This window comes from Moorella sp. E306M, from assembly GCF_006538385.1.
Classification (GTDB): Bacteria; Bacillota; DSM-521; order Neomoorellales; family Neomoorellaceae; genus Neomoorella.
In genome coordinates this window covers 239,020-264,755 of the sequence record NZ_BJKO01000001.1, presented here as the reverse complement: position 1 = coordinate 264,755, position 25,736 = coordinate 239,020, and the positions used below count along the sequence as shown (strand labels likewise).

Here is a 25,736-nt window from a genome sequence, read left to right as displayed (position 1 = left end):
GCAGGTGGTACTAATGGCCGAGGTCTTATCCCAGGCGGAGATTGATGCCCTGCTGCAGGCCCTCACCAGCGGGGAAGTCCAGGCGGAAACCATCAAGGATGAGGCGACGTCTAAAGTTAAAAAATACGACTTCCGCCGGCCCAATAAATTTTCCAAAGAACAGCTGCGTACCCTGTATATGATTCACGAGAATTACGGCCGCATGGTGGCCAACTTCCTGTCGGCTTACCTCCGGGCCAACATCCAGGTAAAGATTGTTTCGGTGGAGCAGATGACCTATGAAGATTTTATTCTTTCCCTGCCGACGCCGACCTTGATGAATGTCTTTACCCTGGAGCCCTTGAAGGGATCAGCCGTCCTGCAGGCCAACATGAATTTTATCTTTCCTATTATAGACCTCCTCTTTGGCGGCCGAGGAGAAATGCTGGCGTCCAAGAGGGACCTGACGGAGATCGAACTCCATGTCCTGCGGCGGTTAAATAGCCGTATCCTGGAACAGTTGAGCTATTCCTGGTCGGATATCCAAAATTTTTCACCTAAACTAGAAACCATGGAAACCAATCCCCAGTTTACCCAGGCCATTTCTCCCAACGAGACGGTGGCCGTCATTACCTTAAGCACAACGGTCGGCCAGAATGAAGGCCTGTTAAACCTGTGCCTGCCCTACATGCTCCTGGAACCGGTTATTTCCCGCCTGTCGGCCAGCCACTGGTTTGCTGCTCCCAGTGAAGGGGAAGCCAGGCCCGATTACCGGGCCGTGGTGGAACAAATCCTGGCCGGAGTACCGGTGGAGTTAATTGCCTACTGCGGCCGTACCCGGCTGCCGGTGCGAGATTTTATCCAGCTCCAGGTAGGGGATGTCATTACCCTGGAAAAAGTGGTGGGCGAAGACCTGGAACTTTACGTTGACGGTCATCTCAAGTTTAAGGTCCAGCCTGGGGTTGTGGGCCAGAAGATTGCCGTCCAGGTAACGGAGGTGGTATAAATGGCCGACTTCTTGTCCCAGGAGGAAATCGACGCCCTGTTAAACGGCAAGTTGGAACCACCAGCAGAAGAAGCAACTTTAACGGACATGGAAAAGGACGCTCTGGGCGAAATTGGCAATATTTCCATGGGCAGCGCGGCCACAGCCCTGTCGCAAATCCTGAATAAACGCGTCCTGATCACGACGCCGACTACTAAAATAATGACGCCGGCGGAACTTTTAGCTTCTTTCCAAGTGCCCTATATCCTGGTGGAAGTCAACTTCACCGAGGGCCTGCAAGGGTCCAACCTGCTGATCATGAAAGTCAGCGATGCTGCCATTATTGCCGACTTAATGATGGGCGGCAGCGGCCGGGATGTCCAGCCGGAACTGGATGAAATTAAGAGCAGCGCCGTGGCGGAAGCCATGAACCAGATGATCGGCAGCGCGGCCACTTCCATGGCCACCATCTTTCGACGCAGCGTCAAAATCAGCCCGCCCCGGTTGACAGCCGTACATTTTGGAAGTGAAAGCTACACATTTCCCTGGTCTGAGGACCAGGCAATAGTAATAGTATATTTTAAAATGGAAATTGAGGACCTGATTGACAGCCAGATCATGCAGGTCATACCGGTGGAAGTAGCTAAAGCTGAAGTGGCTATGCTTATGAACCCCCAGGCACCGGAAGCAGAACCGGCCGGGAAGGATACTCCTCCGGCTTTGGAAACCATGCCTGGTAGCCAGACAACGGGCCAGGCCGCTGCCCCCGTCACCCCGGTAGCTGCATCGGCGGCAGAGAAATCCGGAAATGGAGCAACCGCCGCATCCCCGGCAGCATCGGTACCCCCGGCTCCGGATCCCAATGAGCATCGTGGGCAGGTGTATGGTACGCCGGCGCGGAATATTGACCTGATCCTGGACGTACCCCTGGATGTGGAGGTCATCCTGGGGACGGCCATGAAGCGTATCCGGGATATTTTAAACCTGGCCCCGGGCGCCATAATCGAACTGGACCGCCTGGTGGAAGAGCCGGTGCAAATAGCCGTTAACGGTACCCCCATTGCCCGGGGAGAAGTAGTTGTCGTCAACGAAAATTTTGGCGTGCGGATTACTCACATTATGGATCCCTATGAACGCATTAACCATTTGCGGCAATAGCTCCTGACCGCCAGGGGATAAAAAATAAGCCGGAAGCCTGCTGGCTTTCCGGCCGGGGGCAGCTACAACTGGTTTTGCATAACCAACTGTTCAGCTTTTTCAATGGCTAGTCGGACCAGGTTGCCGCACTGTCGGGATGGTACGCCGCCCCATCCCTCCCTGACCACGGTGTCGTATACACCCAGCTCCCGGGCCAGTTCATACTTGAGAGCATCGGACATAACCCCGCGCCTTCTGGCCATGATCCAGCCTCCTTTTTGTACTGCCCTCCTATCAATTAGCTTCGGCAGATATCCTCCTCACCATACAAGACATTGCTGGTACGGATGTCATAATAGAGAAGAGAAGGGTACGCTTAAATTTAACAGGCCGGGTTAAAACCCGGCCTGCAAATTTAAGCCTAGTGGAGGCGCACCCGGTCGGCGCCGTGATCCTTCAAGATCCGGTTGGCCTGATCGGCGCGCTGGTCGTCACAACGGACGGAAACGAGGATTTTCCCCTGGCGGACGTCGTTTTCATATTCCCGACCTTCAGCTTCCGGAATACCCCAGTCGATAAGCCCGCCGGCAACGCCGCCTGTGGCCGCCCCTGAAAGCAGGCCGGCAATGGGACCGGCGGCAATAAGGGGACCCAGCCCGGGAATGAACAGGGCCCCGGCCCCGGCTGCCAGGCCGGCCAGGCCGCCCAGGACACCGCCGGTGGTAACACCGTCGCTGATGCCGCCGGCGTCAACGCCCATATTGAGGCCGCCGGCACCTTCCCGGTCGCCCGCCTCACCGCCCTTATCGCGGGCCAGGATGGATATCTCCTTGTCGAAGCCGGCCCGGCGCAGGTCTTCAACCGCTTCTTTGGCTACCTGTTCATTGCTAAAGACGGCAACTACTGTCTTGGCCATGTCTGTATCCTCCTTATGGAAAATCCAAATTCAATCTTATTATGGCCTTTTCCCCGGGCCGTATACAGGTATAATTAAAAGAAAAAGTTACTAAAAAAATATTGTTTTAGAGGAGCAGGTGGGCGTGAAGTATGATGTCATAATCTGCGGTGCCGGGCCGGCAGGCAGTACCTGCGGCCGCATACTGGCCCGCCGGGGACTTAAGGTTTTACTTTTAGATAAGGCCAGGTTTCCCCGCTATAAACCCTGCGGTGGCGGTTTAACCGGCAAAGCGTTGCGGGAACTGGAACCGGGCTGGGAAAAATTAAAGGAAGATCGCACCCGGGAAGTTATTTTTTACCATCGCCAGGAGAAGCCCATTAGCATAACTTACCAGCAGCCGGTCATTCAAATGGTAAGCAGGGAAAAACTCGATGCCTGGTTGCTGGAGCAGGCGGCCGCCGCCGGGGCCACAGTCCGTGACGGCTATAAAGTAACGGCCGTGGCCGAAACGGCGACCGGGGTGACAGTCTCCGGGGAAGACGGTAGTATCATCCAGGGCGATTTCCTGGTCGGGGCTGATGGGGCCAGGAGCCTGGTGCGTAAGAGCCTCCCCTTTAATACCGGGACGGCTGCCGGTGTGACCTTGGAATGCGAGATTCCGGTTGACGAGGGGGTCCTGGCTGCCTACCGGGGCCGGGTGCATTTGAGCTACGGCGGCATCCCGGCCGGGTATGGCTGGATATTTCCCAAGGGGGACCACCTATCGGTGGGGATTGGCTCTTTTACCCGGCAGGTGAAGGGCCTGCAGCGCTATTTTTATGACTTCTGCCGGGGCCTGGGGCTGAAAATACCGGAGGGGATACGCTGCCGCGGTGCCGTTATTCCGGCCGCCAGCGGTAAGGCCGGTACTTTACATACGGGCAGGACGGTGCTGGCCGGTGACGCCGCCGGGTTGGTGGATCCCTTTTCCGGGGAAGGCATTTACTATGCTTTAAGGAGCGGCCGCCTGGCGGCAGAGGCGATTTCAGCCGCCCTGGCCGGCCAGGAGGGTCTGGAAAATTATACAAGGAAAATTCACGCCGAGATAATGCCACCCCTAGGCTATGCCTGGCGTATTGCCCGGGTAGTCTATGCCCTGACGCCGGTGGTGCACCGGCTGGTGACGGCCAACCCGAAGGTGGCCCGGCGCCTGGTGGATGTCCTTTTCGGCGGGGATACTTATGAAGACCTCTGGCAGTACCTTGTAAAGCGTTACGCCATCTTTCGTCTGGCCCGGTAAAAAACTGGCGGCCGGAATTAGCCCGGCAGCAATGTCTCCAGTAGCCTGGCCAGAAGGCTGGTAAAGGGCAGGGCAGCCAGGGAAGAGACCAGGTTAAACAGGGTGTGGAAGTGGGCTACCTGGCGGGGCAGGTCGGGCGTGAGCCAGGTAAGAAGCTGGAGTATTAGGGGCAGGAAGGGCAGGCAGAGGATGGCTCCGGTGACATTGATCACGAGGTGGGCCAGGGCCGTCCTTTTGGCCGCCCGGGAGGAAAAGAGGGCGGCAATGAGAGCCGTCAGGCAGGTGCCGATATTGGCCCCCAGGACAATATGCAGGGCTCCCGAGGGTGGCAGGACGCCGTGGCCGGCCAGGACCATGGCCATACCCGCAACGACGCTACTGGAGTGGAGTAAGCCGGTAAGCAGGGTTCCCGCCAGGATCCCCTGCCAGGGGCTGGCGGCAGCGATGCTTAAAAGCCCAAGGAGGGCAGGGCTGTCCCTAAAAGGCAGGAGAGAGGAAGTCATAAGGTCCAGGCTGAAGAAGATTAAACCTGTGCCAGCGCAGGCCGTCCCGGCAGCCCGGCTGGAGGGGACTAGAATTAAAGGGATGCCGACGACTAAAAGCGGCAGGGTAATTTTACTTAAGTTCAGGGACAGGAACTGGACAGTAACACAGGTGCCGACATTGGCCCCCAGGATTACCCCCAGGCTTTGATAGAAGGAAATAGCGCCGCCGTCTACCAGCCCCACGGTGAGGACGGTGACGGCCGTGCTGGACTGGACCAGGGCGGTAGCCAGCGTTCCCCAGATGAAGCCCTGCCAGGGCGTAGCTGTTGCCCGGCGGATCATAATTTCCAGGTATGAACGGCCCAGGGCCACCAGACCCCGGCGCAAAAGCTGCACCCCCAGGAGGAGGAGACTTACGCCGGCGGCAAACTGCAGGAGAGGGAAGAGCATTATTTCACCCCTTAGCTTTTATGTTGGGGGGCTTTTTTTTATGCCTGGCTTTTTTTCTATCAAAAAGAGGAATCTGGCCGGTAAGCAAGAATATTTAAAGAGAGTGTTTTTTGTGGCCGTTTAAGTTCTGGCAGGAACAAGGGAGAGGGTGAGGAGAATGGAACGGGTGGAATTAGCCGGTGCTTTACGGGAAAGCCAGGCTCTAAAGAAACAGGTAGAAGCCGCCAGCGGCGTCTCTTTAAGCGACTGCTACCAGTGCGGCAAGTGTTCCGCCGGCTGCCCGGTAGCCGCATGGATGGACTACACGCCGCGGCAGGTTATCCGTCTGCTGCAACTGGGCCTGGGGGAAGACGCGCTGAAAAGCCATACCCCCTGGCTCTGCGCCTGTTGCCAGGCCTGTTACACCCGCTGCCCCCGAGAAGTCAACCTGCCGCGGTTGATGGAAGCGGTACGCCAGGAAGCTCGCCGCCGGGGGATGATTAACGAGAAAAAGGTGGATATTTTTGACCAGGCTTTCTTAAGCAGCTTGGAACGTTACGGCCGCGCCCACGAGATGGGGCTCATAATCCAGTACAACCTGCAGTCAGGTCAGCCCTTTAAGGATGCCCTGCTGGCGCCGCCCTTGCTGTTGAAGGGTAAAATCAGTCCTATACCAGCGAAGATCAAGAACATCGCCGAGGTGAAGAACATCTTCGCCCGAGTGCGGGCTAAAGGAGGTGGCCGGCATTGAAATACGCCTATTATCCCGGCTGTTCCCTGGAGGCTACGGCCAAAGAATATAACCAGTCGGCTAAAATAGTGGCCAGACACCTGGGGGTGGAGCTGTGGGAGATCCCCGACTGGAGCTGCTGTGGTGCTACTGCCGCCCACAATAACGACCACCTCCTGTCCCTGGCCCTGCCGGCCCGCAATCTCGCCCTGGCCGAAGCCGAGGGCCTGGATGTTGCCGTGCCCTGCGCCGCCTGTTTTAACCGCCTGCGGGCTGCCGAGGCCGCCGTGCGGGAGTCGGAAAGCATGCGGACGACCATCAGTGAAATCATCGGCCGGGATTACCGGGCTACTAATAGGACACGGGCCTTGCTGGACGTTATGGTCAATGAGGTCGGCCTGGAGAAGATCAAGGAACAGGTGGTCAAGCCCCTGACGGGGCTGAAACTAGCGGCCTATTACGGCTGCCTCCTGGTCCGGCCGCCTAAACTTACGGCTTTTGACGACCCGGAAGATCCCACGACCATGGACCACCTTATTCAAGCCCTGGGCGGCGAGGCCGTCAGCTGGTCCTACAAGACCGAGTGCTGCGGCGGGAGTCTCGCCACCGCGCGGACGGATATCGGAGTGCGGATGATCTTTCAGATCCTGCGCCATGCCCGGGACGCCGGGGCAGAAGGTATCGTAACGGCCTGCCCCCTGTGCTTCTTAAACCTGGACATGCGGCAGAATCAAGCCGCCGCATCCCATGGCGAGCAGATCAATTTGCCCATCTTTTACTTCACCGAACTGATGGGTATAGCCTTGGGCTACGCGCCTAAAGACCTGGGACTGACCACCCACTTTGTTAACCCGGTCCCAATGCTTGAGGCCAGGGACATCCTGCGGCATCCTGCCACAAGGAGGGAAACGGCATGAAGCGTATTGGCGTCTTTGTCTGCCATTGCGGTACCAACATTGCTGCGGTAGTTGATGTCAAAAAGGTGGCCGAGGCCGCCAGGAGTTTTCCCGACGTGGTTTATGCCACCAATTACCAGTATATGTGCTCCGATCCGGGGCAGGAACTAATTCGCAAGGCCATTAAAGAACAGCGCCTGGACCGGGTGGTTGTTGCTTCCTGCTCGCCCCGGCTTCATGAACCCACCTTCAGGAAAACTTGTGAAAGCGCCGGGGTAAATCCTTACCTCTTTGAAATGGCCAACATCCGCGAGCAATGCGCCTGGGTCCATGCTAAAGATAAGGAAGGAGCAACACTAAAGGCCATTGAGCTGGTGCGGGCGGCCGTGGCCAAAGTCCGCCGCAATGTTCCCCTCTCTGCCGGTACCATTTCCATTACCAAGAGGGCGCTGGTCATTGGCGCCGGTATTGCCGGCATGCAGGCGGCCCTGGATATCGCCGATGCCGGTTATGAAGTCATGCTCCTGGACCGCGAGCCGACCATTGGCGGCAACATGGTCAAGCTGGACAAGACCTTCCCGACCCTGGACTGTTCTGCTTGAATAAGCACGCCGAAAATGGTTGCTGCGGCGCAGCACCCTAACATTCAATTAATGACCTATGCGGAAGTAGAGAATGTAGCCGGCTATGTGGGCAATTTTGAAGTAACGATCCGCAAGAAAGCCCGGTCGGTGGACCCTGTAAAGTGTACCGGCTGCGGTACCTGCTGGGAGAAGTGCCCCACCAGGGTGGACAGCGAGTTTGACCTGGGTTTAGGCAAGCGCAAGGCCATTTACCTGCCCTTCCCCCAGGCGGTGCCGGCGGTGCCGGTTATCGACCGTGAGCACTGCCGCCAGTTTACGAAGGGTAAATGCGGTGTTTGCCAGAAGGTCTGCCCGGCCAAAGCCATAGATTACGAGCAGCAGGATGAAGTTATCACCGAAAAATTCGGGGCCATTGTCGTGGCTACCGGCTATGACCTCTTTAAATGGGAAGAGGTTTACGGTGAGTACGGCTACGGCAAATACCCCGATGTCATAACAGGCATGCACTTTGAACGCCTGAACAATGCCTCCGGGCCTACGGGCGGCAAGATTGTCCGGCCCTCGGACGGCAAAGAACCCAAAACGGTAGTTTTCATTAAATGTGTTGGTTCCCGGGATGAGGCCAAGGGTAAAAGTTACTGCTCCCGGGCCTGCTGCATGTACACGGCCAAGCACGCCCACCAGGTGCTGGAGAAGATCCCCGAATCCCAGGCCATCGTCTTCTATATGGATATCCGCACCCCCGGCAAGGCTTATGAGGAGTTTCTCCAGCGTACTGTCCATGAAGGGGCCGTCTATGTCCGGGGCCGGGTGAGCCGCGTCTTCCAGGAGGGGGACAAGCTCATCGTCCGCGGTGAGGATACTTTACTCGGCCGCCAGGTGGAGGTGGCGGCCGACATGGTCGTCCTGGCTACGGCCATGGTACCCAGCGAAGGATGGGAGCAGGTAGCCAAGATGCTGGGTCTGCAGGTAGATAAAGATGGCTTCTTCCAGGAGGCCCACCCGAAACTCAGACCGGTGGAAACCTTTACGGCCGGCGTCTTCCTGGCCGGAGCCTGCCAGGGACCCAAGGATATCCCTGACACAGTATCCCAGGCCAGCGCTGCGGCTGTTAAGGTCTGCCAGCTCTTCGCTAAAGATGAAATGGCCACCGACCCCATGATTGCGGCGGTGGATGAAAGCATCTGCGCCGGGTGTGCCATGTGCGAGCCGATCTGCCCCTACAAGGCCATTTCCATGAAGACCATTACTGAACGGGTGGCCGGCAGGCAGGTGAGCCGCCGGGTGGCAGCGGTCAACAGCGGCCTCTGCCAGGGTTGCGGCGCTTGCTCGGTGGCCTGCCCGTCGAGTGCCATGAACCTCAAAGGCTTCACCAATGAACAAATACTGGCGGAGGTGGATGCGGTATGTCTGTAGCGGCCGAAGTCAAAGGCTGGGAGCCCAAGATTGTCGCCTTTTGCTGCCACTGGTGCGCCTATGCCGGTGCCGACCTGGCGGGCCTTAACCGCCTGCAGTACCCGGCCAATGCCCGGATCGTGCGGGTGCCCTGTTCCGGCCGGGTCAATCCCCAGTTTGTCCTGCGGGCCTTCCAGCGCGGTGCCGACGGCGTGCTGGTAGCCGGCTGACACCCCGGCGACTGCCACTATGTTAGTGGCAATTACTTCACCCGCCGCCGTTTCCTCCTCATGCAGCGGGTCTTGCAGTTCATGGGCCTTGAGCCGGAGCGTTTCCAGGCACGCTGGGTGTCGGGTTCCGAGGGACCCCGCTTTGCCGAGATAATCACCCAGATGACGGAGGACATCCGGGCTCTGGGGCCCAACAGAAAGTTGAGGGATGGCGCATGAGCAGCATGCAAGAACAAATGCGTGCCCGGGCCCGGGACTTACTGACCAGGGGCGAGGTTAAAATGGTAATCGGCTGGGAAAAGGGTACCTTCTGGTACCTGTCGCCCCCAGTCTTTATCACCGACCCGGGGGATTGCGACCGCCTGGTCTGGGATGAGTTTTGCACCAATAACCTGGCCAAGTACCTCCTGGACTACAAGCTCTCGGAGGAGAAAATCGCCCTCTTTGTTAAGGGCTGCGACGCCCGGGGCATTGTGCGCCTCCTCCAGGACAACCAGATTGACCGGGAAAAGGTCTACCTCATCGGTATTAAATGCCCCGGTGTGAAGGATGGCCGCCAGGCGGCCGCCCTGGGGGAAGAAAGACGTAGCGAGGTACCCCTGGCCGAGAAGTGCCGCTACTGCACCCATCCCGAACCGGTAATTTATGATGAGCTCCTCCAGGAGGATGGCGGGACCGCTATCAGGGAGGCAGCGGATGCCCAGGAGGGCCGGTTTGCTGAAGTCGCCAGGGTGGAAGCCATGTCCCCCGACGAGCGCTACGCCTTCTGGACAGGTGCATACGACCGCTGCCTGCGCTGCTACGCCTGCCGCAACATATGCCCGGCCTGCAACTGCCGCGAGTGCATCTTTGACCGCAGCCAGTCCGGTTGGTGCGGCAAACAGATGAGCCGCAGCGAAAATATGTTTTTTGCCATTACCCGGGCCATGCACGTAGCCGGCCGCTGCATCGAATGCGGCGAGTGCGAGCGGGTCTGCCCGGAAGGGATTCCCATTATGACCCTCAACAAGAAGATTATCAAAGACCTGAACGAGCTCTTTGGCGAATATGAAGCCGGGGTAAATTTGGAGGCCCGGCCGCCCCTGGGCCAGTATAAACTTGATGATCCCGAAGAATTTCACTAGGAGGGAGGTGGGGACATGTTAAAAATTGCCAAAGAAAAATTACCCGAACTTTTGCAGGCCTGGGCTGCAGGAGCTAAAGTTTTTGTTCCCCAGGAAAAAGGCGGGGTAAGCATTTTCCTGCCCTGGGAGGGTCAGGGGAAGCTTACCCTGGGAGAGGGCAATACCCTGGAGCCCCCCAAGGATCTCTTCTTCCCCCGCACCGAAACCATGTACCGTTACCAGGTGCAGGGGAAAGAGGCAAGCCTAACGGAGGTCCCCCCCCTGGAGGAAAAGCGGGTGCTGGTGGGTATCCGTTCCTGCGATGCCCGCAGCCTCCTGATTATGGACGATGTTTTCTTGACCCGCGGGTATGTAGATGAATTTTACCGCCAGCGGCGGGAAAATACCCGCGTGGTAGCCCTGGCCTGTAGTGAAGCCAGCCCCACCTGCTTCTGCACATCCTTTGGTATTGATCCCGGGCGGGCAGAAGGGGTCGATGTCCAGATGTGGCCTGTCGCCGAAGGGTACCTCCTGGAAGCCCTCACCCCGGCAGGCCAGGAACTGCTGGGCCAAGGTTCTTCCCTCCTGCAGGAGGCCGGCTCCGAGAATATACCGGCAGCAGCCAGAACAAGCCTGGCAGTAGAGGTAAGCGGGGTAACGGAAAAACTGCAGGGAATGTTTGAGCACCCCTACTGGACGGCCGTCAGCCGCAAGTGCCTGGGCTGCGGCGCCTGCACTTACCTCTGTCCCACCTGCCACTGCTTCGACATCCAGGGCGAAAACCGGGGCAACAGCGGCTACAAATTCCGCTGCTGGGATTCCTGCATGTTCTCGGAATATACCCGTATGGCCGGCGGCCACAACCCGCGGCCGTCGAAAAAGGAGCGCTTGCGCAACCGCTTCCTGCATAAGCTCCAGTATTTTCCGGAACGCTACGGCAAGTTCGCCTGTGTGGGCTGCGGCCGCTGCCTGGATCGCTGCCCGGTGAATGTCGACATTACCCGGGTAATCCGTGAGGTCAAGGAGGTGACCCTGTAATGGCTGAAACAGCGCGGGTCAACCCCCTGGTACCCAGGACGGGGCGCATTATCAAGATCGTGGACGAGACGCCCGATGTAAAGACTTTCCACATCACCACCGACAGCGGCAAGCCCTTTACGCCCCTGCCGGGGCAGCTGGCCATGCTCTCCCTGCTGGATGTAGGGGAAGCCATGTTCTCCATCACCTCCCAGGGACCGGAGCACCTGGAGCTGGCCATTAAAAGGGTCGGCATGCTAACCGATGCCCTCCATGAAGCTGAAGAAGGACAGACGGTAGGTATCCGGGGGCCCTACGGCAACGGCTTTCCCGTGGAGGAGCTTAAAGGCAAGGACCTGCTTTTCATCGGCGGCGGTATCGGCCTGGCACCGGTACGTTCCCTGATTAATTACTGCATTGAGCACCGGCAGGATTACGGCCACCTGTGGATCATCTACGGTGCCCGCTCGCCGGCTGATCTCTGCTTTAAGGACGACCTTTTCAATAACTGGCCGAGAGTGGAAAACTGCCGGGTCGACGTGACGGTGGATAAAGGCGATGCCGGCTGGCAAGGCCATGAGGGTTTTGTGCCGGCCTTCGTGGAAGAGCTGCATCCGGATCCGGCGGGGAGAGTAGCCATCACCTGCGGGCCGCCCATTATGATCAAGTTTGTCCTCCAGTCCATGGAGAAGCTGGGGTATAAAGACGACCAGATTATCACCACCCTGGAGATGCGCATGAAGTGCGGCATCGGCAAGTGCGGCCGCTGTAACCTGGGCAGCTGCTACGTCTGCCTGGACGGCCCCGTCTTCACCCTGGCCCAGCTGAAGCAGTTGCCGAACGAGTATTAAGTCTCAAGTTTAGTTAATGCCGATCATGTAAAGGGCTGGCGTATGTCCCGGAGCCGTGAATAGCGGAGCGCCGGTAACAGGACAGGCGAGGTGAGGTTACCGTTGCCGACGCCGAGGACGCCTGAGCGCGCCTTTGAGAGGGGACAAAGGCCGACTCATAGAAGGATAAAAAGCCTGCGGAACCAGGAGCCTGTTCATTGGCAATCCGCAGGCGGCGTTGCAACGGTCCGAACCGAGCCGTCGTCCTGTCGGCGCGCAGCTTCTGAACGGCGAAGGGACATGCGCCAGCCAAAAGGAGCTAACCATGCCAGCAGACTACCATATTCACGGGCTGGCCCATGTGGGGCCGCCCCATACCGTCGAACGCCTTTTACCATACGTAGAAGCAGCTAAGGCTACCGGCCTTACGGAAATAGGTTTTGCCGACCACGACCGCTACCTGGAAGGCCTCGATTTCAACGTCTTTCCCGAGCTGGAGCGGGTAACCGGGATGCCCGTCCGCGCCGGGCTGGAGGTGGACTTCCGACCCGGCAAAGACCACCGCCGGGAACTGGCCGGCCGCCCCTGGGATTACCTCATTGGCTCGGTCCATGCCATCGGTGACTGGGATTTCGACCGCCCGGGCCAGGAGGCGGGCTTTACCGCCTGGGATATAGACGAGCTTTATATCACCTACTTCGACCTGGTGGCCCGGGCTGCGGCAACGGGCCTCTTCCAGATCATCGGCCACCTGGACCTGATTAAAATTTACGGCCACCGGCCCCGGAGGCCGGTCCTGGAGCTGGCCGAACCGGCGTTAAAGGTGATTGCCGAGAGTGGTGCGGCTATGGAAATAAATACTGCCGGCTTATTTAAGCCGGTGGGGGAGATTTACCCGGCCCGGGAACTGTTGGAACGGGCCTTCAGCCTCAATATCCCCGTAACCATCGGGTCGGATGCCCACGCTCCCGGCGAGGTGGCCCGAGAACGACAACGGGCGCGGGAGCTCCTGCGCCGGGTTGGTTATACCTGCCTGGCCACTTTCTGCCGCCGGGAGATGGCGACGGAACCTATAGACTAGATAAACCCTTGTTAGGGGAGAAAACTCTTTTTATGATAAAATAGTGAAAGTTGCGGTTCAAGGGGAGTAGCCCCGGATATTCCGGTACCAGGTTCGTCAGCACGGCTGTCAAGCCCGGGCCTGGTAGGTAACGTGCGAGACCTTCACCGCCCGCAAGGGCGATGAGGGTTTTTTATTACTCTTATTAAAGCCAGATAATCAGGAGATATTATAGGAGAAGGGAGAAACTATGCTGGATGTAGTCTTGCTTTTAGTCAGCCTGGGAGTTATCCTTGTGGGGGCAGAAGGGTTTACCAACGGTGTCGAATGGCTGGGTAAGAAGCTAAAACTAACAGAAGGCGCCGTGGGGAGCATCCTGGCAGCCGTAGGTACCGCCCTGCCGGAAACGATGATCCCGATTGTTGCCATTCTCTTCGGCGGTGGCGGCCATGCCGGGGAAGAGATAGGTATTGGTGCCATCCTGGGGGCGCCCTTTATGCTCAGTACCCTGGCCTTCTTCATTACAGGTGTTGCTGTGATTGCTTATCGCAGTCGCCGGCCCAATTTCCCCAGGATGAACCTGGATACCAGGACCATGGGGCGGGATTTAAGTTTCTTTCTCCTCGTTTATACCGTGGCCGTCCTGGCCTCTTTCCTGGGGGCCCACATCTGGAAGCAAATAATTGCTATTGGGCTGGTGATAGCCTATGCTATTTATGCTTACCTGACGGTCACCAACGGTCATACCCTGGAAGAAGGGGAGGAGCTGAACCCCCTTTACCTGGCTCGGAAAGCAGCTGAGCCGGCTACGGTGGTTATTTTAAGCCAGGTGATCCTGTCCCTGGGGTTGATTGTCGGGGGTGCCCGTCTCTTCGTCAACGGGGTAGAAGACCTGGCGCGGATTATGGGTATCCCGCCCTTTGTCCTGGCCCTCATTATTGCCCCCATAGCCACGGAATTGCCGGAGAAATTTAACAGCATCATCTGGGTGGGCCGCGGCAAGGATACCCTGGCCCTGGGCAATATTACCGGTGCCATGGTCTTCCAGAGTTCGGTGATCCCGGCGGTGGGTATCACCATGACCAGCTGGGAGTTAACCCAGGGAGCGTTGATCAGTGCCATACTGGCTATTGCCTCGGCCGGCCTGGTGTTCCTCCAGATCAGCCGCAAGAAATACCTGACGCCCTACACCCTGGTGGGTGGCGGCGCTTTCTACAGCATCTTTGTCCTCCTGGTTATTAGTGGCTTTATCCGCTGAAAAAAGGTTGCTTAATCCTTACATAACAGGAAAAACCCGGTGTGCAAACGCCGGGTTTTTTAGTATACTGGAACAGGAAGGAAGGTGGCCTAAATATGCCCCGGGTAGTCGTAGTGGGTGGAGGTTGGGCGGGCTGTGCGGCAGCCCTGGCTGCCCGCCAGGCAGGTGCGGAGGTAATCCTCCTGGAGCGTACGGATATGCTCCTGGGCACCGGCCTGGTGGGAGGGATTATGCGCAATAACGGCCGTTTTACGGCAGCGGAGGAAATGATTACCCTGGGCGGGGGGAGGTTGTTCGCGCTTTGCGATAACGTTGCCCGGCACCGCAATATCCATTTTGCTGGCCACCGTCATGCCTGGCTTTACGATGTAGCCCGCATTGAACCCCTGGTCCGGCAGGCTTTGCAGGAAGCCGGTATTGATGTACGCCCTTTAAGCCGGGTGAATGCCGTCCAGGTGGCGGACAACAGCCTCCAGGCCGTCCGTACTGAAGAGGGCCGGACTTACCACGGTGAGGCCTTTGTCGACGCTACCGGTACGGCGGGGCCGCCGGCCAACTGCCGCCGTTACGGCAATGGGTGTGCCATGTGCATCTACCGCTGCCCCACTTTTGGCGGCCGCGTGAGCCTGGCCGCCCTGGCTGGGTTAAAGGAATATGCGGCTTTGAGGCGGGGCGGCGGCCGCGGAGCCTTAAGCGGGTCCTGCAAGCTCCATAAAGGTTCCCTGGCTCCCTGGCTGGTGTCCGAACTGGAGGAAAAAGGAGTGGCCGTCCTGCCCGTGCCGCCCGGTTTGCCAGCTAAAGGCGAACTGCTTCAGCGCAAGGCCTGTCAGCAGTATGCCCTGCCCGACTATGCGGCCAACGTTATCCTCCTGGATACCGGTCACGCCAAGCTTATGGCTCCCTTTTTCCCCCTGGAAGCCCTGCGCCGGATAGCCGGCCTGGAAAACGCCCGCTTTGAAGATCCCTATGCCGGCGGCACCGGCAATTCGGTACGCTTCCTGGCCATGGTACCCCGGGACGATACTTTACAGGTACGGGGCCTGGCCAATGTTTTCTGTGCCGGGGAAAAGGCCGGTCCCTTTGTCGGCCATACCGAGGCCATTGTCACCGGGACCCTGGCCGGTCATAACGCTGTGCGCCTACTGACAGGGAGGGAACTCCTGGTTTTGCCTTCTACCCTGGCTGTAGGTGATATAATTGCCTATGCCAGCCGCCAGGTGGATAAGGGCGATGGGCTCTACCAGCGTTTTACCTTTTCCGGGTCCGTTTATTTTGAGCGCATGCAAAACCTGGAGCTCTACACTACCGACCGGGAAGTTATCAGGAAAAGGGTGGCTGACCTGGCCGGTATTTTTTCTGTACCGTTGTTAGGAAGGAAATAGGCGCCAGGTGCCGAATAAGAATTGGTGGCGAGCCACCATTATTGCGAGTATAAAAATGACGGGCTGGCATTTGCCGGAAGCGAGCGAGCTTCTACCGAGCGGCGAAGCGGCCCAGGTGAAGCCGAGGGATGATAAGCGGAGGCGAGGACAGCGAGGCCTGCGGCCGGATTCTAAAGGCAAGGATGCCGAATAGGCCGGGAACCCCGCCTTAAGCCCTGGGTGATCCGCAGGCCGCGCCGCGAGGGCCATGGAGCGAGCACGACAATGCTAAAGTTATTTTGGTGAGGAGAGAAACCTTTTGACTGCAGAATTACTGGCCCTGTTCACTACCGCCTTTATGGTAGGGCTTTCCGGCGCCCTGATGCCAGGACCGTTATTGACCCTGGCCATTGAAGAAAGTACCCGGCGGGGAGTCAGCGCCGGCCCTCTCCTGGTCCTGGGTCACGGCCTCCTGGAATTACTCATGCTGTTCCTGCTTCTTCTCGGCCTGGGCAGTTTCCTGGCCCACCCCACGGTTAGCAGGGTAGTAGCCGTCCTGGGAGGGGCGGTATTGCTCTGGTTGGGGACAGGCATGATCCTTAGCGTCATGGCCGGCCAGGTCCAGTTTACCTTGCCGGGAGATAAAGATAATCTCCCGGCCCTGCCGCCGCGGCCGGTTTTACGTACAGTAACCGCCGGCGGTTTAATCAGCCTGGCCAACCCCTACTGGTTGCTCTGGTGGGCAACCATCGGCGCCGCCTTTGTCGCCCAGGCGGCCCGTCTTGGTGCCGGTGGGGTAGCTCTCTTTTTTAGCGGCCATATTTTATCAGACCTGGGCTGGTACTCGCTGGTTGCTGCCGGAATAGCCGCCGGACGCCGCGTTATCAGCCAGCGGGCCTACCGGTATTTAATCCTGGCCTGCGGGCTGTTCCTGCTGGTTTTAGGTGTCCTCTTTATTGCGGCCGGTTACCGCGGCCGGATCAGCCTGTAAAATAGCGAGAGAGGTGATCCCCTCATGGAAGTTTATGATCGTGCCCATGAACTGGCACGTGCTTTGAGCAGGAGTAACGAATATAGCGATTATCGCCTGGCCCGGGCCAAACTGGAAAGCAATCCCGCCAACCTTAACATGCTGCGGGATTTCCGCCGGCGCCAGTTGGAGCTGGAAATGGCCGTTTTAAGCGGGAAGGAACCGGATCCAGCTTTAAAGCAGGCTGTGGAGGAAAGTTACCGCATTATCAGCCTCAATCCTTCTATAACAGCCTATCTTGCCGCCGAAGAAAGGGTAGCCCGGCTGCTGGCCGATATCCAGAAAATACTACTTGATGCCATACCTGAATGGGGAAAAGATATGGGTGGTGAGTTTGACAAAAAGTAAAATATTAGTTTACAATAGAAGTGATAATTATTACCAACAAGCTGGTGAGGATTATGGAGCCAACAGGCAAGCGCATGACCAAACAGAAAAAAGTAATCCTGGACATCCTGCGTAATACCGATACTCACCCTACAGCCGACTGGATTTATGCCCAGGCGCGCAAAATTTTGCCCGATATCAGCCTGGGAACTGTTTACCGTAACCTAGGAGTCTTAAAAGAAGCCGGCGAGATTATGGAATTAAGTTACGGCAGCACCTACAGCCGCTATGACGGTAATCCCGAAAATCATTACCACTTTGTCTGCCTGGAGTGTGGCCGCATTACGGACCTCGATATGCCGGTGCACCACGAACTGGAAAAAGAAGCTGAAGCCAGTGGTTGCGGTAAAATTTTCTATCACCGCCTGGAATTTTATGGTATCTGCCCGGAATGCCAGCAGCAAAGGCAAGGCTAAAACCAGGTGCATAACCCCTGGTTATTTTTTTAAAGGATTCCCACATATAACCGAGAATTTAAATAAAGGCATTAATTTGGTCAGAGGTGGGGGCTGTGGCGGCCGATTGTATAAGGGTTGAAGGAAATACGGTAGAAGAGGCCATCCGCAGGGCTGCAAATCTCCTTAATGTTTTGCCTGAGGAACTGACGGTGGAAATAATCGATGCCGGGAGTAAGGGTTTTTTAGGCATAGGCTGCCGGCCGGCGGTGATATTGGCCCGGCCTGCCGGGGAAGTAGCAGTAACAGGGCAGGAGAGCAAGCCGCAACCTGATTTGGAGGCTGCCGGAGAAAGCAAGCCGGTTATCGAGACAGGTGACGGCGTGACGCCGGCGGGAGAGGAACGTCCCGCTTATGTCTGGGTTGAAGCGGAGCAGGTTCATATCGGCGGGGGGGAACTGCCGGCTACTATTATTCCCGGCGAACATTTCGAACTTTATGTTAACGGCCGTCCTATAGCCGGCGAGGCAGCCGTACGGGCCGGCGACACCATTACCGTCAAGCCCAGGGAGGAGCTAAAAGATGGCGAGTGGAAATTGTCGGTAGCCAGCGATGGCCTGATGGCGAAATTAACAATTAAACCAGGTTATAAACGGACCTGGAAGCTAAAAGACCAATCCCCGGCCAGCCGCCTGGAATTAAAGGGCGAACCGGTAGATGTAGTCCAGCCGGCCGTTACCCGGGAGGAGATCCTGGCCGAGTTAAACCGCCAGCAGGTTGTTTACGGGATTGACGAAGAAGCCATCCAGCAGGCGTGTACGGCGACCAGGGAGATGGAGATAGTCGTTGCCCGGGGCCAGGCGCCCCACCCCCCTGAAGATGCGCGGGTGGAATATCTTTTTTGTACCAGTGAAACTGCTAGAAGAGAAGTGGGCGAGGAGGAACGGGTGGACTACCGGGAGATGGTGGTCCGGGCCTCGGCGGCAGTTGGCGACCTCCTGGCCGTCAAGATACCGCCGCGGCCCGGCAAGCCGGGGATGACGGTTACCGGCAAAGCCATTCCTCCACCTGAACCGAAAGATGTCGAACTGGTGGCCGGGAAAGGGACGGAGGTTATCGATGGCCGGCGCTGTGTGGCCACGGCCGAGGGTCGTCCCCAGTTAAGCCAGCGGAAGGGGAAGGTAATAATTGATATTATCCCGGTCCTGGTACACCGGGGAGATGTGGACCTCGCTTCCGGTAACCTCAAGTTTAAAGGCTGTATCAATATTACCGGCAATGTTACCGAAACCATGCAGGTGGTTGCCAGCCAGGATGTCGAAATCGGTGGTGATGTTACCCAGGCCACAGTTCGCACGGGGGGATCCATTTTTATTCGCCACAACTGCATCGGCTCGCTCCTGATTGCCGGAGGTATGAACAGCATCTACCAGAGCGTGGAGCCAGTCTTAGCCGACCTGGTCGAGCAATTATCCCTTCTCCAGGCAGCCGCCGGGCAGCTGGAACAAGGCGCCAGGAGGCAGAGGGGACCGGCCTACTACCTGAACACCGGTTACCTGCTTGGTGTCCTGGTGGAAAATAAGTTTAAAAAGTTGCCCTCCCTGGCAGCCAGGTTGGAGCAAATCACCAGGAGTGCGGAAGGAGGACCGGAGGAACAGAAATTAATCCAGCTGGGGCGTGAACTGGCCCAGGCCTTCGGGACGCCGGCTGCCATCCAGGGCCTCGATACGGTAAAACTGGCCCAAATGGCGGCCGCCGTCGAGGAGATGGCCGCCTACTGCCGGCAGATACCTCGTGAGGGAGGCAATATTACTTTAAGCTATGCCCTCAACAGTAAACTCCAGGCCAGTGGTTGGGTTAAAGTTACCGGCCGCGGCTGTTTTAATACCGAGATTGTAACCGGGGGCAAGGTGGAGATCCAGGGCGTTTTTCGGGGCGGCAGCATTTATGCCGGTGATGATGTGTATATCAAAGAAATAGGCTCCAGCGGCGGGGCCAAAACCCTGGTAAGGGTTGCCGAAGGTAGGGTAATCAAAACCGGCAAGATCTGGCCGAACTGCACCCTGCAAATAGGCAAGCGTATCCGCCAGATTGATAATGAAGAAAATCAAGTGATGGCCTATTTAAATAGTGAAGGTGATATGATCCTGGGAATATTTTGATGTAAAAGAAGGTGCGGTTAAATGGCCGAGAACTGGGAATTTTTACGCCAGGTACCGGTATTTGCAGATCTAAGCCCGGAAGAGTTACAGCATATTGCTTCCCTGGCCCTTTTGCGCCGCTACCGTAAAAATATGTATATTTTTATGGAAGGCGAGCCCGGCGACGCTATATATTTTGTCAAAAAAGGGGCTATCAAGCTATTCCAGGTGCTGGAGGACGGCCGTGAAAAGATCCTGCACTTCGTCCGGGAAGGGGAAATCTTTGCCGAAGTCCTTTTATTCGAAGGCGGCCCTTACCCGGCCACGGCCGAGACCCTGGAAGATACCGAAGTAGGTATCATTCGTAACGCCGATATGGAAAGGCTTCTCAGCCAGCACGGGGAAATAGCCGTGAAAATCATTAAAGTTATGAGCCGGCGCCTGCGCCGGGCCCAGGAACATATCCGGGACCTGGCTCTTAAAGGAGCTTACGGTCGCCTGGCCAGCACCCTGCTCCAGCTGGCCAGGGATTATGGGACGCCCAGGGAAGACGGTGTTACCATTGATCTCAATTTGAGCCAGCAGGAACTGGCCAGCCTGATCGGTACTTCCCGGGAGACGGTGGCCCGGATTTTAAGCGACTTCAAACGCCTGGGGGCCGTGGGAGTAGAACGCCAGCGAATTACCATCCTGTCGCCCCAAAAGCTGGCCGGCTGGGATTAAGCCGCTAATACGGGATTTTATACCTCCCGCCAGGTAAATAATACTGTTTAATCATTAGCCCTTGCGAAAAGAAATAAAGGTATTATAAAATAATAACGAAAGCTAAAGGTTAAGGAGGGTTAAACAGAATGGATGGCCGGCAATCACCATCCGGCAGGCCGGAATCCAGCCAGGACTGGGTAGAGCGCCTGCAGTGGCTTGGTATTAAAGTGGAAGAACCACGGGAAAAGGGCGAGGATCACTCTGCTACCGTGTAAGGGATAATACATTGGCTTTGACCCTGCAGGGATCTCCAAACAAGGGGTAAAAACCTGCGGGGTTTTTTGTGTCTACCCCTTTTTACTTCCGGTGTGTTATCATAATATCCGGGAGGACCCCCATTCGCCATTTTTAGCAGAACCCTATATACACCAAGGGGGGTATACAAAGATGGAAAAGTTGCGCATCCTGGTAGCCGACGATGAAGCGGGCCTGCGCCAGCTGGTGCGCTTGTATTTAGAAAAAGAAGGTATGGTTGTTGCCGAGGCGGCCACCGGTCGCCAGGTCCTGGAGAAACTCCAGCAGGATAAATACGATCTCCTCATCCTGGACTTGATGATGCCCGACGGCGATGGGTGGAGTGTCTGCCGGGCAGTACGCCAGAAAATGGACCTGCCCATTATCATGCTTACGGCCCGGGGAGAAGAAATGGATCGTTTATTGGGTTTTGAGCTGGGAGCAGACGACTATGTGGTCAAGCCCTTCAGTCCCCGGGAACTGGTGGCCCGGGTGAAGGCTCTGTTGCGTCGGGCCGGGGCCAGCCCGCAGCGGGGAGAGCAGTTGCAATTTCCCGGCCTCAGCATTGATATTGCCGGCCGGGAGGTTAAAGTCGAAGGGCGGGTGGTAAACAACCTGACGCCCAAGGAGTTTGACCTTCTCCTTTTCCTGGCCCGGCACCCGGGCCAGGTCATGAGCCGGGAAAAGATCCTGGAAAAGGTCTGGGGTTATGATTTTTACGGCGACCTACGGACGGTAGATACCCATATCAAGAATCTGAGGGAAAAACTGGGCCGGGAGCGCGGGTTTATCACCACAGTCTGGGGTGTCGGTTACAAATTTGAGGTAGGTTCATGATCAGCAAAAGCATTACTACCAAGTTGTGGTTGCTCCTGGTTTCCCTGGTGGTGGTCAGCCTCCTGGCCATCGGCTTTTCCCTGCACCAGCTACTGGGTAATTTCTATTACCGGCAGCAGGTGGAAGATATGCTGGCTACAGGAGAGAAGCTGGCCCAGAGCCTGGCCGGTGCTGATGCCGGCAACCTGTCCGTTCATGCTGATATTCTCAGTAAGGTAGCCGGCGCCGGGGTGATGATCATTGACCGCAACGGCCTGGTAATTTCCTGCAGCAGTGATGCCGGGACAGGCATGGGTATGGGTATGGGTATGGGTATGAGGATGGGCCATGGCTGGAGTCATGGCCTGCACCAGCACGGCGACTGGCCGGCAGCCGGTATGCACCTGGACGGTGACGAAATCCGACAGGTGCTGGCGGGGAATACGGTTATCAAGCGGGGTTACCAGGACATCTTTAATACCAGGATGTTAATCGTGGCCGTGCCGATAAAGGACGCCGGGGGTGTTAACGGGGCGGTTATCCTGTTTGCCCCTGAGGCTTCTCTGAGTGCAGCTATAGGGGCTGTAGACCGCCTGATCCTTTATTCCGGCGTGGGGGCGGTACTGCTGGCCACCTTGCTGGCCTTTTTTGCCGCCCGTCGGGTAACCAGGTCCTTGAAGCAGATGAGCCTGGCGGCCCGGCAGATGGCCCGAGGCGATTTCAGCGGCCGGGTGCCGGTAACTTCCGAGGATGAACTGGGCCAGCTGGCCGGGAGCTTTAATTTTCTTGCCGAGGAACTGGCCCGGACCGTAGCCGCCCTGTCCCGGGAAAAGGAAAAGCTCGACCGGGTGGTCAGGGGTATGACTGACGGCGTCCTGGCCTTTGCACCTGACGGGCGGGTTCTTTTTGCCAATCCCCAGGCGGAAAAGCTCCTGGGGCTGTCCCTGCCACCTGGGTCGACGTTGCCGGCAGAACTGCTGGCACCCTTGCGGGCAGCCGCAGAAGGCGAAGATGCTGCGGGAGAAATCAGGTGGCGGCAGCAAATCTTTGCCGTCCGGGCTGCGCCCCTGCAGGGGGAGGAGCCGGGTAGACCGGCGGCCGTGGCTATTATCCAGGATATAACCGCCCAAAAACAACTGGAGCAACTGCGCCGGGAATTCCTGGCCAGCGTCTCCCACGACCTGCGGACGCCCTTAAGCTTTATCCAGGGTTATGCCGAGGCCCTGGCGGACGGCCTGGCCGCCGGGGAAAAGGAGCGCCAGGAGTATACCAATATTATCCTGACCGAAGCCGGCCGCTTGCGGCGCCTGGTGGATGACCTGTTTGATTTGAATAAAATGGCGGCCGGCCAGCTATCCCTGGAAATGGCCGATGTCGATATCGGGGAATTGCTGGCCGGGGTGGCCCGGAAATACCGGCCCTTGCTGGCGGAGCACAAGCTGGAACTGGCAGTAGAAATACAGCCTTCTTTACCGGGGATCCGGGCCGACGCCGGACGCCTGGAGCAAATCATGGCCAATCTCCTGGACAACGCCCGGCACCACACGCCGCCGGGGGGCAGGATCAGGATAACAGCCGGACTGGTTGGCAATGAAATTAAGGTCAGCGTGGCTGACACAGGCAGCGGCATTCCTCCGGAAGATCTACCTTATATCTGGGAACGTTTTTACAAGGTAGACAAGTCCCGTTCCCGCCGGGATGGGGGCAGCGGCCTGGGCCTCGCCATAGTTAAAAGCCTGGTGGAAGCCCACGGCGGCCGGGTGGAGGTAGAAAGCCAGCTGGGTAAGGGGAGTACCTTCAGTTTCTACCTGCCCTTGTAGATGTGATCTATCTGTGATATTGTCAGGGTGAAATCCATCTGTAAAATTGTCAGTATGAATAAGGAGAGGACTACTATTGATTCAACAAATTTTCAGTTTACCTTCAGTGCAGTTTCAGTTGTGGCACGGATAATATAAACAGAAGGATAACTATGAAGGTGGTATATCAGGAATGCAACAATTAAAGGGGATCAAAATATTAGTAGTGGATGATGAACCAAATATACTACAATTTTTGGAACTCGGTCTGCAAAATGAAGGATTTGAAGTACAGACCGCCCAGGACGGCGTTACAGCCATTACCCTGCTCAAACAATTCCAGCCCCATGTCGTTATCCTTGATGTCATGATGCCAGGAATGGACGGTTTTGAGGTGTGCCGGATGCTCAAAAAAATGGAGAATGTGGCGGTGATTATGCTGACGGCCAGGGATGAAGTAGATGATCGGGTGAAGGGGCTCATGCTCGGGGCCGATGATTACATGGTAAAACCTTTTAGTTTTGAGGAGTTGCTCGCCAGGATATATGCCAGGGTCCGCAATCAATTTCCCAACTTATTTGGGGAAGTGGTGATCGGGCCGTTTCATATTGATGACCGCCGTAAAGAAATCAAGTTCAAAGACCGGGTTTTGGAGCTCTCGCCAACGGAATATGAACTCCTCAAATTATTAGTTCTCAATCACGGGTTGGTTTTAAGTAAAAGGATGATTTTGGATAAAGTTTGGGGTTATGACTTCGGGGGAGAGGAAAATATAGTTGAGGTGTACATACGTTCATTGCGGGATAAATTAAACGACAAAGATCATCAATTAATACGAACCATACGCGGATCGGGCTACCGGGTTGATTTATCATGAACCGCAAGAAAAGCATTTCCTTGAGCTTGTTTTTTGCTCCCAATTCGCTCCGGGTTCAACTGCTATCCCGGTCACTGCTGATCCTTGCCGTTTTGCTGGTGCTTATTGGCCTGTTTCAATATGTTTTCATGCGGGAGTTTATTTATAGGAATAAAGCTGCCAGCCTCCAGAGCCAGATCATGTCAATTCCTCGCTTTGCCTGGGAGCAAGCCGGCCCGGGCCGCCTGGGAAATGGCAATATGCGTCCGCCGCGTATTTTTATTCCTGAGACAAAACTAGCGTTTATTGATGCCAGGGGTAATTTTACCGTTTTATCGAGTGGACCTGACGGATCAGATCCCCCGCGGCTGGAAATGGTAGAGTATTTAGATGTTTTAAAGAAAGGACCGGGGCTGCAATATAAAGTTATTGACGGCGCCGGGGAGGACGAACAATTACTGGTATTACAACCTGTCCCTTCGGCTCCGGGGGAAATGCTGGGCGTTGTTCAGGTCAGTACTTCAACCGTACCCCTAAAGGAACTACTGTTTCGGCAGCTGCTTATCTTTTTGCTCCTTTCTCTTATTGCCATGTTCTTCGGTTTGCTCGCTTTTCTGCCGGTGCTCAACAGGACGCTGGTTCCGTTAATCAACATGGTGGATACCGCGGAACAAATCGATGCCGGGAATTTGGCCAGGCGTTTTCCCACCCGGCAGGGGCAGATGGAAATCGATCGCCTGGCAGAATCCTTTAACGGGATGCTGGAGCGGCTGGAAGCTTCCTTTAAAGCTGAAAAAGAAACCCAGGAACAGATGCGCCGTTTCATAGCGGATGCCTCTCATGAGCTGCGCACGCCGCTAACCTCGATTCACGGGTTTTTAGAGGTATTGCTTCGCGGTGCGGCCAATCAACCGGACCAGCTGCAGAAAGCTTTAAAAAGCATGCACAGCGAATCGGCCCGCCTTAACAAACTGGTCCATGATCTTCTTCTCCTGGCCAAACTGGACCGCACGCCTCATATGGAGCTTAAGGAAGGCTTACTGGATACCGTGGTCCGGGATATGGAGCCCCAGCTGCGTATTCTGGCCGGCAACAGGAAGCTGGACTTATGCCTCGAGCCAAACATGAAATGTAAATTTGATACGGATAAAATGAAACAGGTGATTTTGAACCTGTTTCATAATGCGGTGCAGCATACGGACCCGGAAAAGGGTCATATCAAGATTTCACTATGCAGCCAAAATGGCGGTGTGCAGTTGTCCGTGCAGGATAACGGGCAAGGGATCAGTGATACCCATCTCCCCCACGTCTTTGATCGCTTTTACCGTGTCGATTCTTCGCGGACGCGCAGGCATGGCGGGGCCGGTTTGGGCCTATCGATAGCCAAATCTATTATCGAGGCTCATGGAGGGACGATAGGCGTTAGTAGCCGCGAGGGGGAGGGGTGCACCTTTTACGTATGGCTTCCCCGCTAACCTGGGCATTCATTCTTAAAAATCGTGCCGGTCCGAGCTCTACGACGGCATTCATACACAGCTTAGCTGTGGGTGAATGCCGTTTTTGCTGCAGGCCCAACTAGTCGGTGCGAGTTTTTCAGTATATATTCAGCCATTACTCAATCAAAATTCAGTTGCCATTAAGGGACAATTAAGCTTAA

The 25,736-nt window shown here is 56.6% G+C and carries 27 protein-coding genes; 24 read left to right on the top strand and 3 right to left on the bottom strand.

Annotation, left to right across the window (positions count from 1 at the left end; genetic code table 11):
- Positions 1 to 13 precede the first annotated feature (13 nt).
- Together fliM and fliY are read left to right on the top strand one after the other, a co-directional pair.
- The gene (gene fliM / locus FLZ89_RS01320; protein ID WP_141265652.1) at positions 14 to 985 is read left to right on the top strand and encodes a flagellar motor switch protein FliM; all 972 of its coding nucleotides are present in this window, start codon (positions 14 to 16) and stop codon (positions 983 to 985) included.
- Entirely contained in the window at positions 986 to 2,122 is a 1,137-nt protein-coding gene (fliY, locus tag FLZ89_RS01315) for a flagellar motor switch phosphatase FliY (protein ID WP_141304172.1), read from the top strand.
- A 62-nt stretch (positions 2,123 to 2,184) separates the two neighbouring features.
- Here the strand turns inward: fliY and FLZ89_RS01310 are convergent, their stop codons facing one another.
- Positions 2,185 to 2,364, bottom strand: coding sequence for a small, acid-soluble spore protein, alpha/beta type (locus tag FLZ89_RS01310; protein ID WP_141265654.1), 180 nt, complete (start codon positions 2,362 to 2,364; stop codon positions 2,185 to 2,187).
- Positions 2,365 to 2,522: 158 nt separating this feature from the next.
- Positions 2,523 to 3,017 carry a hypothetical protein gene (locus tag FLZ89_RS01305; RefSeq protein ID WP_141265655.1) on the bottom strand — a complete coding sequence of 165 codons (495 nt, stop codon included), beginning with the start codon at positions 3,015 to 3,017 and terminating at the stop codon, positions 2,523 to 2,525.
- 124 nt (positions 3,018 to 3,141) lie between these two features.
- Between FLZ89_RS01305 and FLZ89_RS01300 the strand changes: the two genes are divergently transcribed.
- A complete protein-coding gene (locus FLZ89_RS01300; RefSeq protein WP_141304171.1) occupies positions 3,142 to 4,278 on the top strand; it encodes a geranylgeranyl reductase family protein in 1,137 nt (378 codons plus the stop codon).
- 17 nt (positions 4,279 to 4,295) lie between these two features.
- On the opposite strand, the gene FLZ89_RS01295 is transcribed toward FLZ89_RS01300, so the two are convergent.
- The gene (locus tag FLZ89_RS01295; RefSeq protein WP_141265657.1) at positions 4,296 to 5,213 is read right to left on the bottom strand and encodes a Na/Pi cotransporter family protein; all 918 of its coding nucleotides are present in this window, start codon (positions 5,211 to 5,213) and stop codon (positions 4,296 to 4,298) included.
- Between the two features lie 157 nt (positions 5,214 to 5,370).
- Here FLZ89_RS01295 and FLZ89_RS01290 point away from each other — a divergent pair, with 157 nt between their 5' ends.
- The 21 genes from FLZ89_RS01290 (at position 5,371) to FLZ89_RS01195 (ending at position 25,554) form a co-directional block, all read left to right on the top strand.
- Positions 5,371 to 5,943, top strand: coding sequence for a 4Fe-4S dicluster domain-containing protein (locus FLZ89_RS01290; protein ID WP_141265658.1), 573 nt, complete (start codon positions 5,371 to 5,373; stop codon positions 5,941 to 5,943).
- Positions 5,940 to 6,839, top strand: coding sequence for a CoB--CoM heterodisulfide reductase iron-sulfur subunit B family protein (locus tag FLZ89_RS01285; protein WP_141265659.1), 900 nt, complete (start codon positions 5,940 to 5,942; stop codon positions 6,837 to 6,839). Before FLZ89_RS01290 ends, FLZ89_RS01285 begins: the two co-directional genes overlap by 4 nt.
- Positions 6,836 to 8,818 (top strand): CoB--CoM heterodisulfide reductase iron-sulfur subunit A family protein, encoded by a 1,983-nt coding sequence (locus FLZ89_RS01280; RefSeq protein WP_141304170.1) that lies wholly within the window; start codon positions 6,836 to 6,838, stop codon positions 8,816 to 8,818. The genes FLZ89_RS01285 and FLZ89_RS01280 overlap by 4 nt, the downstream gene beginning before the upstream one ends.
- Positions 8,809 to 9,246 carry a hydrogenase iron-sulfur subunit gene (locus FLZ89_RS01275; RefSeq protein WP_172613384.1) on the top strand — a complete coding sequence of 146 codons (438 nt, stop codon included), beginning with the start codon at positions 8,809 to 8,811 and terminating at the stop codon, positions 9,244 to 9,246. The genes FLZ89_RS01280 and FLZ89_RS01275 overlap by 10 nt, the downstream gene beginning before the upstream one ends.
- Entirely contained in the window at positions 9,243 to 10,151 is a 909-nt protein-coding gene (locus FLZ89_RS01270) for a 4Fe-4S dicluster domain-containing protein (protein ID WP_141304169.1), read from the top strand. Before FLZ89_RS01275 ends, FLZ89_RS01270 begins: the two co-directional genes overlap by 4 nt.
- A gap of 15 nt (positions 10,152 to 10,166) precedes the next feature.
- Positions 10,167 to 11,168: a 4Fe-4S dicluster domain-containing protein gene (locus FLZ89_RS01265; protein WP_141304168.1), complete on the top strand. Its 1,002-nt coding sequence runs from the start codon at positions 10,167 to 10,169 to the stop codon at positions 11,166 to 11,168.
- Complete coding sequence (locus FLZ89_RS01260) at positions 11,168 to 11,998, top strand: FAD/NAD(P)-binding protein (RefSeq protein WP_141265663.1); 831 nt, start codon at positions 11,168 to 11,170, stop codon at positions 11,996 to 11,998. The genes FLZ89_RS01265 and FLZ89_RS01260 overlap by 1 nt, the downstream gene beginning before the upstream one ends.
- Positions 11,999 to 12,302: 304 nt before the next feature.
- Positions 12,303 to 13,058 carry a histidinol-phosphatase HisJ family protein gene (locus tag FLZ89_RS01255; protein WP_141304167.1) on the top strand — a complete coding sequence of 252 codons (756 nt, stop codon included), beginning with the start codon at positions 12,303 to 12,305 and terminating at the stop codon, positions 13,056 to 13,058.
- 229 nt (positions 13,059 to 13,287) lie between these two features.
- Positions 13,288 to 14,295, top strand: a complete 1,008-nt coding sequence (locus FLZ89_RS01250; RefSeq protein WP_141304166.1) for a sodium:calcium antiporter — start codon at positions 13,288 to 13,290, stop codon at positions 14,293 to 14,295.
- Positions 14,296 to 14,390: 95 nt separating this feature from the next.
- On the top strand, positions 14,391 to 15,677 hold the full coding sequence (locus FLZ89_RS01245) for an FAD-dependent oxidoreductase (RefSeq protein ID WP_141304165.1): 1,287 nt from the start codon (positions 14,391 to 14,393) through the stop codon (positions 15,675 to 15,677).
- Positions 15,678 to 15,684: 7 nt separating this feature from the next.
- Positions 15,685 to 15,870: a hypothetical protein gene (locus FLZ89_RS01240; protein WP_141304164.1), complete on the top strand. Its 186-nt coding sequence runs from the start codon at positions 15,685 to 15,687 to the stop codon at positions 15,868 to 15,870.
- 105 nt (positions 15,871 to 15,975) lie between these two features.
- A complete protein-coding gene (locus FLZ89_RS01235; protein WP_253256371.1) occupies positions 15,976 to 16,647 on the top strand; it encodes a LysE family transporter in 672 nt (223 codons plus the stop codon).
- Between the two features lie 24 nt (positions 16,648 to 16,671).
- The gene (locus tag FLZ89_RS01230; RefSeq protein ID WP_141265668.1) at positions 16,672 to 17,034 is read left to right on the top strand and encodes a YlbF family regulator; all 363 of its coding nucleotides are present in this window, start codon (positions 16,672 to 16,674) and stop codon (positions 17,032 to 17,034) included.
- Positions 17,035 to 17,108: 74 nt separating this feature from the next.
- Positions 17,109 to 17,489, top strand: a complete 381-nt coding sequence (locus tag FLZ89_RS01225) for a Fur family transcriptional regulator (protein ID WP_141304163.1) — start codon at positions 17,109 to 17,111, stop codon at positions 17,487 to 17,489.
- Between the two features lie 95 nt (positions 17,490 to 17,584).
- On the top strand, positions 17,585 to 19,630 hold the full coding sequence (locus tag FLZ89_RS01220) for a flagellar assembly protein A (protein WP_141304162.1): 2,046 nt from the start codon (positions 17,585 to 17,587) through the stop codon (positions 19,628 to 19,630).
- 21 nt (positions 19,631 to 19,651) lie between these two features.
- Entirely contained in the window at positions 19,652 to 20,332 is a 681-nt protein-coding gene (locus FLZ89_RS01215) for a Crp/Fnr family transcriptional regulator (RefSeq protein ID WP_141265671.1), read from the top strand.
- Positions 20,333 to 20,460: 128 nt separating this feature from the next.
- Positions 20,461 to 20,589 carry a hypothetical protein gene (locus FLZ89_RS16255; protein ID WP_256369481.1) on the top strand — a complete coding sequence of 43 codons (129 nt, stop codon included), beginning with the start codon at positions 20,461 to 20,463 and terminating at the stop codon, positions 20,587 to 20,589.
- Positions 20,590 to 20,761: 172 nt separating this feature from the next.
- Positions 20,762 to 21,445 (top strand): response regulator transcription factor, encoded by a 684-nt coding sequence (locus FLZ89_RS01210; RefSeq protein WP_141304161.1) that lies wholly within the window; start codon positions 20,762 to 20,764, stop codon positions 21,443 to 21,445.
- Positions 21,442 to 23,244 (top strand): sensor histidine kinase, encoded by a 1,803-nt coding sequence (locus tag FLZ89_RS01205; RefSeq protein WP_141304160.1) that lies wholly within the window; start codon positions 21,442 to 21,444, stop codon positions 23,242 to 23,244. The genes FLZ89_RS01210 and FLZ89_RS01205 overlap by 4 nt, the downstream gene beginning before the upstream one ends.
- A gap of 172 nt (positions 23,245 to 23,416) precedes the next feature.
- The gene (locus tag FLZ89_RS01200) at positions 23,417 to 24,100 is read left to right on the top strand and encodes a response regulator transcription factor (protein WP_141265674.1); all 684 of its coding nucleotides are present in this window, start codon (positions 23,417 to 23,419) and stop codon (positions 24,098 to 24,100) included.
- Entirely contained in the window at positions 24,097 to 25,554 is a 1,458-nt protein-coding gene (locus tag FLZ89_RS01195) for a sensor histidine kinase (protein ID WP_141265675.1), read from the top strand. The genes FLZ89_RS01200 and FLZ89_RS01195 overlap by 4 nt, the downstream gene beginning before the upstream one ends.
- Positions 25,555 to 25,736 lie beyond the last annotated feature (182 nt).